We start from the raw sequence: 7,556 nt of genomic DNA, 5'->3' as shown, positions 1-7,556 counted from the left end.
CTATCCACCAATGAAGGGTAAGAGTAGGCGGAAAATCACCTTTATTGCTCCAGTCCAAAATTCCATGCTTTACTATTGCAGGAATATTATTTTGTACTAATACAGTATAAATAACTCTTATATTTCCGTCTATAAGATGTAACCAAGAATCTATAGGATTGGAAGATTTTTTGATTTTCTTATGCTTTTTTCTCATGAAACCAATAAAAATTGGATCAATATTTTTTTGGTAATAAACCGGAGCCTTCGCATAAGGAGAAAGTAAATTTTCTAAATAAAATTTATCAACCATAAATTTAATGGAAGGATGACTTTCCGCTAGCTAATACGAGCAAAAAGTAGCCTCTCATCAATGGCTAGTTAATCGCAATGCTGTTTTGGCATTGACTTTTTGAGCGAATTGTAGTTTCAACAAAACGTTTTAGAGGAAAAATGATTTAGACACGCTATATATCGCGCCAAAATTACTCAGATTCTCCTATCGTTTTAGGCGAACAGTAGCGACTAATCAAGCTATCTGGAAGCTCTTGGTGAAACTCTAAGAAGATATCGAATAGTGCCAACGTTTGGCAGTAGTAGGGACTCGCTGCTTCATAGCTTCGCCCTCGACTAAGCCAGCGGTTGATACGAGATACATCTGTCTGGCACACCAAGGCAATTTCGTTACGAGTAATGCCCGTCCATTTCTCGGCTAGTTGTTGAGGAGTTAGTGTCAGCGGTTGTCGCTCAGCAAAGCGTTCAAGCAGTTGTTGTTCCCGTTCCCCGAAGAAGTTTCCGTTCATGATAGTGAATCCTCTTGGATTACGGGTTCAAGTTCATCTTCCCAAGCTGTTGTTGCAATACACCAAGAAGCACTTACTGATTCCTTATCAAGCCAAATCACATACTTCCACATCCACTCACAGTGATGAGGAGCATAAGCGTAGTAGCTTCCAATGCACCGTCCTGTATCAGTTTCGGTTTCTGTCTCACCGTTAACAGAGATAGGACACAGTCGTTGGCGATCGCCGTAAGTGAAGCGCGGAGCAGGAGCAGAAGTAGGGAAATCGGCAGGTAAACCAGTGGATTTAGGATATTCCAAGCCTATTGGTTCAGGAACTACTTCCTGGTTACCTCGCCGAATTGCCTTGAAATAGGCAGTAACTAATTGTGAGTCAAGGTTTTTTGCTAATTGCTGAACCAGCAGGGCAGCAATCAGTTCTGATTCGGGCTGAGTGATTGGCTGGCTATCGAAATCGGCACTAGAGATCTTTTGTAGCTGAGCAAGCAGGTCTGTCATGGCAAAGTCATCGAGTGCTTGCTGATAAATGGCTTTTCGCTCAGTGATTCCTGAGGGTGTTGAAGCGTGAGCAGGTCGGGCAATAGACATGAATTTACTGGCTTGTAGGTTGAGTTTTTTCTGGGCTGTATCTACTACTCTTTCGTATTTTTACACTTATAGCCTACAAAACGTCATTTATTGTCTATAGACTTATGGTCTGCATTCCCCGACCATGATGCCGTGAAGCAAGAAGGTCAATCGGGAATCAATCGACGTTTTGGGAAAGCCATTAGGCGGCGACGGCGAGAATTGGATTTTTCTCAAGAGAAACTGGCGGAAAGGGCTGAACTCCACCGTACTTACATCTCAGATATTGAGAGAGGAGAGCGCAATCCTTCCTTGGAAAATATTGAAAAGCTAGCGAAAGCCCTAAATATATCTATTGCTCATCTATTTACTGATTACGGTATTGAGGTGGAGAGCGAATCAGAAACCAAGCCTTGATCTGTTCAATACAGTTGCCGAAATTTTGGAGCTTTGTGCGATGCTGAAGTGCTGAGGGTCATGCCGGAGATGACGACGGAACTTATTCATTGAGTCGGAATTCTACCTAAACCAAGCTGAACCAACTTGATTTTGCGATCGGCGCATTAAGCGTCCTGGGATACTGCTGTCTCAATTTTCACAGCCGTTGTAGGGATGTTTTCGGGAACCAACCTAAAACCAAGTTAAAGCTTACCTAAAGCCTGGTTCAAGTTTTTTATTTTAGGCAGATTTTAGGCTAAAGCTTACCTAAAGCCCGGTTCAAGTTTTTCATTTTAGGCAGATTTTAGGCTAAAGCTTACCTAAAATTAAGCTTCATTTTAGGCAGATTTTAGGCTAAAGCTTACCTAAAGCCTGGTTTAGGTTTTTCATTTTAGGTGGATTTTAGGCTAAAGCTTACCTAAAGCCCGGTTCAAGTTTTTCATTTTAGGCAGATTTTAGGCTAAAGCTTACCTAAAATTAAGCTTCATTTTAGGCAGATTTTAGGCTAAAGCTTACCTAAAGCCTGGTTTAGGTTTTTCATTTTAGGTGGATTTTAGGCTAAAGCTTACCTAAAGCCTGGTTCAAGTTTTTCATTTTAGGCAAATTTTAGGCTAAAGCTTACCTAAAGCCTGGTTTAGGTTTTTCATTTTAGGCAGATTTTAGGCTAAAGCTTACCTAAAATGAAGCTCAACTTTAGGTAAATTTTAGGCTAAAGCTTACCTAAAGCCCGGTTCAGGTTTTTCATTTTAGGTGGATTTTAGGCTAAAGCTTATCTAAAGCCTGGTTCAAGTTTTCCATTTTAGGTGGATTTTAGGCTAAAGCTTATCTAAAATGAGGCTCAACTTTAGGTAAATTTTAGGCTAAAGCTTACCTAAAGCCTGGTTCAAGTTTTTTATTTTAGGCAGATTTTAGGCTAAAGCTTACCTAAAGTCTGGTTCAGGTTTTTCATTTTAGGTAGATCAGGAGTTACGCAGTTGGGCTGAAGATGGGGTAAAAGGAAGCAATGAATCCACCAAAATATACGGCTATTGAATACATTAACTTTCTGATGGCGACGCAAAAGGCATACAGCTATAGCAAAGCCGAGTGGGTGCAACCGACAACGGATAAGGCGATAGCCCACGATGCGATCAACCGTTTACTGAATAAAGATTACAGCCGTTGAATGGCGGCTGGTGACAGCCTCGCTACTTTTTCTCCGGGTAGCTGCGATCGCCGGGATGATGGGTGAACCAACTGAAGGAGGTTTTATATTGGATCAACCAAGCATTTAAGTTTTTAAACGTAGACCTAAAGAGCCTAAGCCAGAAGCGGCAGCAGTTTAAGGAATGAATTTAACCGAAATTCACCTACTCACAGTCACGCCTCTGGAAGACAATAAAAAAGATGCTAATAAACGCTTTAAGGTAAAATAAACTCATCTTTATAGCTGGAAAGGAGCAAGTGTAAAGCAATGCTTTACTTTAAAAACTTAGGGACTTTTCAAATGAGTGAAACAAACTTATGTCACCACGAACATTAGTAAACAAAGAGTCACCAATAATATACTATTAGAACAATATAGTATTAGGACTCTCATGTTATCACAATATCAATTAGACTAAGGTACTTGTATTCAATTTTCAAGATTAGGAAAGGTGAAGCGAAAGCTAATATCTTTGTTATTCCTGAAAAGGTGTGCTAGCCAACTTCGCTAGCACGGCAGATTCTCCCAAAGACAAAAACAATCGATTCACAATTAATTCAATCTCTAGCATAAAGTGCTAGAGCTAGAATCTGCAACCTATTTAGGAATCAATAGGAATTAATTTTCGCTGCACCATGCACAACAACATGGAGCACGAAATGAGCCAGACATCCAACGAATCCAGATCAGATAGCCGAGTTACAACCATCTCTCTTAATGGTCACAGGAATGCTAAGCAAGATCAATACGAGGCAATCACACGCTGCCTGGACGACGCAATCAATAGCCTAGGTGCAGAGCAGATTTTCAATCATCCCGCTCACAATTTCAAGCAATCTGGCAACAAGCTAAAGGGCGGTTGCCCTTTCCATGAAAGCAAGTCAGGCTCTAGCTTCGTGGTTACTATCTCGTCCAAATTATTTTGGTGTGAGGGTTGCCAGTCGGGGGGTGGTGCTGCCGACTATCGAGCCAGCTTAAGGGCAGGACGATGGATTAAAGCTCGTGGCAAAGATTTCACCTACACAGCAAAAGAGCTAGCAGCAGAAGCAAACATACCATTCCCTGAACTGGAATTCTCTCCTGAATCGATAGCAAAAGCAGAGAAATGGGAGCGGCGACGGACAGTTATCGCAGAAACTCAGAACTACTGTCAGGAAGTGCTGTGGAGTGATCGAGTTGAGGCATTAGAGGCTCGGCAGTATCTGGTATCTGAACGGGGGCTAACAGAAGAAGAAATCAAGTTGCTGCCCATCGGCTACTATCCTAATGCTGGTGAAATTAAGCGCCATCTAGTTTCTAAAGGCTTTTCTGATAAAGATTGGAAAAATACTGGCTGTGTGTGGCATCAAATGGAGGGATACATCACCTTCTTATGGAATGATGACAGCGGTCGCCCCCTCACGATCTACGGTCGCTATTTCCAGAAGCTTCCACCAGACGGGAAGCCGAAAACCATAGCACTCCCAGGTGCGAAAACCAAACAATCACCACTATTTTTTGATGTTGCGTTCAAAGCCGGACACGAAGAACTCGTTTCAGTCGAGGGCGTTTTGGATGCAGTTCTTTTGCAGGCGAAAGGCGATACCCGTGTTTGCGCTTATGTGGCAGCCAGTTGTTCAAACGACCAAATTGCAACTCTTAAGCGACGGGGAATCAAAAAGCTTACGCTGTGTGGCGACCCAGATCATGGAGGTGAGCGAGGCACTAATTCCAATGTTCTGCGACTAGCCCAAGCGGGGATTACTAGTTATGTCGCACCAACGTTGCCAGAGGGATTAGATCCTGATGAATTCCTGATTAAGTATGGAATGGAGGGTTGGCAAAATCACATTAATTCTGCTGAACATGGCTTTCGGTGGAAGGCGAAACGATTGCTTGAAGCCGGGGATGTAACCTGTGATAAAGGGAAGGCTGAAATTCTTGAGAACGCCACGGCTTTTTGTAAGGCAATCGGAAATCATCCCGATTTAGATCCCTTTTTCTGGTCTGTGATTCGCCCCACTTTAGGAATGGAGCCTCCGGAGTTCCAGCAGGGACTAGAAAAACTTTGGGAATCGTCTCCTGTTGAAGTCGCTGAGATTGAAGGCGATCGCGTAGAAGTCGGAAAGCGAGAAAATTCAGATCACAAACCGACTCGTCAGGAAATTAAGAGCTTCTGCCAAGAAATGTATGATGCATTATTTGCCCCTGGAGCTTGGATCTACGTTGCGAAACAACTTTACGAGTGGCAAGATACCCATTACGAGCCTGTTGATAATGCAGTAATTATCAAGAAAATCCATGATTACTGCGATACGTATCAAGAGCTGCAAAAAGCGAAGGGAAAAGCAGAGCAGGGGGAAGATGAAGAAAATTACATCATTTGCTACCCCTACGCTGATCCTAAATATGTAAATAAAGCGTTTGAGTGGCTGAAGCAAAAAGTAGGCATTGACCCCAAACTTATAAATCCACCAGGTCTGAATTGTGTTGATGGGGTTCTACAGCTCTCCTATGATCCTGATTCGCAGAAATGGATTAAGAGTCTAGTTCCCCACGACCCTAGCTTCTATTATCTTTATGCTCCACAGGTGAGCTACGAGATTCCCGCGCTGTTGTTACCGGATTCGTGCGATCGTCTGCTTTCATGCTTAGATGCTCCAGAGCGGGATATTTTCCTGAAAACCATTGCCGCCTCTTTAGATTTACCCACGGTGCGACGATACAGGGGGCGGGAAGTAAAAGCACTCCTACTACACGGTACGGGGAACAACGGTAAGGATACACTGCGCGAAGTAACAGCAATGATGTTCGGCTACCGAGGCATGGTAGGCGCTACATTATCTGATTTTCAGCAGTACGATCAGGGTCGCAAATTCCCCCTTCAAAAATTAGATGGCGCAAATATCAATTGGCCCAGCGAGAATGCGGATTGCATGATGATTGATAGAATCCAATCTCTCAAGATTGCTGTAACTGGCGACCCACTAGCAGGTGAGAAGAAGGGTAAGGATGAGTATCAGTTCCGCCCACGATGCGCTCACCTCTTCAACGTAAATGCCCTACCAAAACTGCAAGGAGCATTAGAGGCTATCATCTCTCGCTTCTGCATCCTTGGATTCAAGAAAACGTACAAGAGTAATCCGGCACCAGGTGAACTGCAAGCCGATCCCCGATTCCTCTATAACCCTGAATTCGTTCGCATTCAATTGTTGCCGTGGTATCTGCATTACTGTTTAGATGCCCTGGACAGACTCATGATCGAGGGCATCAATTACGATGTCACGGAACAGGCTTGGGAAGATTTGCGTGAAGAGACAGATCATATCTACTCCTTCTGTAAGGAAGTAGGGATTGGATACAAGCCCAATGGTTATCTTTCCGCTGATCAGGTATATGCTTGTCTGCGAAAGTGGTACATCGAAAACGGTACTTTAGAAATCGAAGAGTTTTACGACGGGCGTAAGAAAGATCACTGGAGTCCTAACCCAGCCTGGGGCGATTCATTGGTTAAAGCGTCGAATCAGATATTCCGCCGACTACTTAAGTTGTTTCCAGAAGCTCGCCGTGAACGTGATAGTTCAGGCCGCAACATTTTAGTGGGTATTGGGTGGGTTGATCCTACCCCCCTCGATCCACATACACCAGAAAATGTATCAGAAGGATACACTTCTGAACGTCTTCTGAACGTCTCTGAAGATGCTCTGAAGATGGTTAAAGCTAGTGAAATCAAGGGTTCTGAACGTGCTGAAGATGATTCCCCTATCTGCGGCGAAAATAAAAATTGGATAGATCAGAACTTAGATGCGGCACGTAAACTAGCTGATGACTGGATGAGGTGTAATGACGCATCTGAAGTCATAAAGCTCACAGCACCGCAGGAAAATATAAAGCCACGAGCCTGGAAACTGCTTACTGAAGAGGGAAAAAATTGGTTACGAAGTCTGATGTGCGAGACGGGTAAAGAAAGTGAAATTTCTAAAAATGAGCTACCCCCCTCAAATCACGTTCAGGACGTTCAGAATCCCTTAACCATGAGGTTTGACGCATCTTCAGAGGACATTCAGGCATCTTCAGAGGACGTTCAGAACTGTATCAGAGAGCTACAAAACAATGCCACTGAAACCATTGATATAGAGCAACCTGACTCCACATCGGTTGATGAAGCAGAGGAAGTGCTTACAGAAGAGTGGGAAGATGAAGCCAACCTAAACGACATGGCAAAGGATCTATTAGATTGCAGCAGCATACCGATGCTATGTACCCTCTTAAATGCCTGGATTAACTACCCCAAAGCGAAAGATGAGGCTTGTAAGCGTCTCTCTGCTCAAAAACAAGAGCAGATAAAAGAATGGGAAGCTGAATTGGATGAGCTGAAAGCAAGCTTTAAGGTAGGCGATCGCGTATTCGTGAACAACAAATCTCACACCGACAAACTGGGACCATACTCGATTGAGCGCATCCAAGGCTACAGTGCGAAACTCGAATGCTTCGCTAGTCTAATCTCAATCACTGATCTACGACGTGACGAATGATACTCCTTCCTCTGCCCCGCTGCCATCAAAACCGAGTATCCCGGTACTTTTTGCTACCGGGACACTATCT

Annotated in this window: 6 protein-coding genes; 3 read left to right on the top strand and 3 right to left on the bottom strand. The window is 43.6% G+C overall.

Features of this window, described 5'->3' with window-relative positions:
- From AC5JL3_RS21325 to AC5JL3_RS21315, 3 genes are all read right to left on the bottom strand, one after another.
- A partial coding sequence (locus AC5JL3_RS21325; RefSeq protein ID WP_496076385.1) for a hypothetical protein occupies positions 1-292 on the bottom strand: 292 nt, incomplete at its 3' end.
- A gap of 172 nt (positions 293-464) precedes the next feature.
- Complete coding sequence (locus AC5JL3_RS21320) at positions 465-782, bottom strand: hypothetical protein (protein WP_496076384.1); 318 nt, start codon at positions 780-782, stop codon at positions 465-467.
- Positions 779-1,369, bottom strand: coding sequence for a hypothetical protein (locus AC5JL3_RS21315; RefSeq protein WP_496076383.1), 591 nt, complete (start codon positions 1,367-1,369; stop codon positions 779-781). The genes AC5JL3_RS21320 and AC5JL3_RS21315 overlap by 4 nt, the downstream gene beginning before the upstream one ends.
- Before the next feature lie 90 nt (positions 1,370-1,459).
- On the opposite strand from AC5JL3_RS21315, the gene AC5JL3_RS21310 reads away from it, so the two are divergent.
- The 3 genes from AC5JL3_RS21310 (at position 1,460) to AC5JL3_RS21300 (ending at position 7,486) form a co-directional block, all read left to right on the top strand.
- Entirely contained in the window at positions 1,460-1,765 is a 306-nt protein-coding gene (locus AC5JL3_RS21310; protein ID WP_496076382.1) for a helix-turn-helix domain-containing protein, read from the top strand.
- A 1,024-nt stretch (positions 1,766-2,789) separates the two neighbouring features.
- Positions 2,790-2,951: a hypothetical protein gene (locus tag AC5JL3_RS21305; protein WP_496076381.1), complete on the top strand. Its 162-nt coding sequence runs from the start codon at positions 2,790-2,792 to the stop codon at positions 2,949-2,951.
- A gap of 680 nt (positions 2,952-3,631) precedes the next feature.
- Positions 3,632-7,486: a DUF5906 domain-containing protein gene (locus AC5JL3_RS21300; RefSeq protein WP_496076380.1), complete on the top strand. Its 3,855-nt coding sequence runs from the start codon at positions 3,632-3,634 to the stop codon at positions 7,484-7,486.
- Positions 7,487-7,556: the final 70 nt, after the last annotated feature.

It is taken from the genome of Symplocastrum torsivum (assembly GCF_059505465.1).
This window is presented reverse-complemented; position numbering and strand designations above follow the sequence as displayed.

Coding starts and splice junctions, on each gene's coding strand:
- AC5JL3_RS21320 (WP_496076384.1), bottom strand. CDS start 782: ATGAACGGAAACTTCTTCGGGGAACGGGAACAACAACTGCTTGAACGC.
- AC5JL3_RS21315 (WP_496076383.1), bottom strand. CDS start 1,369: ATGTCTATTGCCCGACCTGCTCACGCTTCAACACCCTCAGGAATCACT.
- AC5JL3_RS21305 (WP_496076381.1), top strand. CDS start 2,790: ATGAATCCACCAAAATATACGGCTATTGAATACATTAACTTTCTGATG.
- AC5JL3_RS21300 (WP_496076380.1), top strand. CDS start 3,632: ATGAGCCAGACATCCAACGAATCCAGATCAGATAGCCGAGTTACAACC.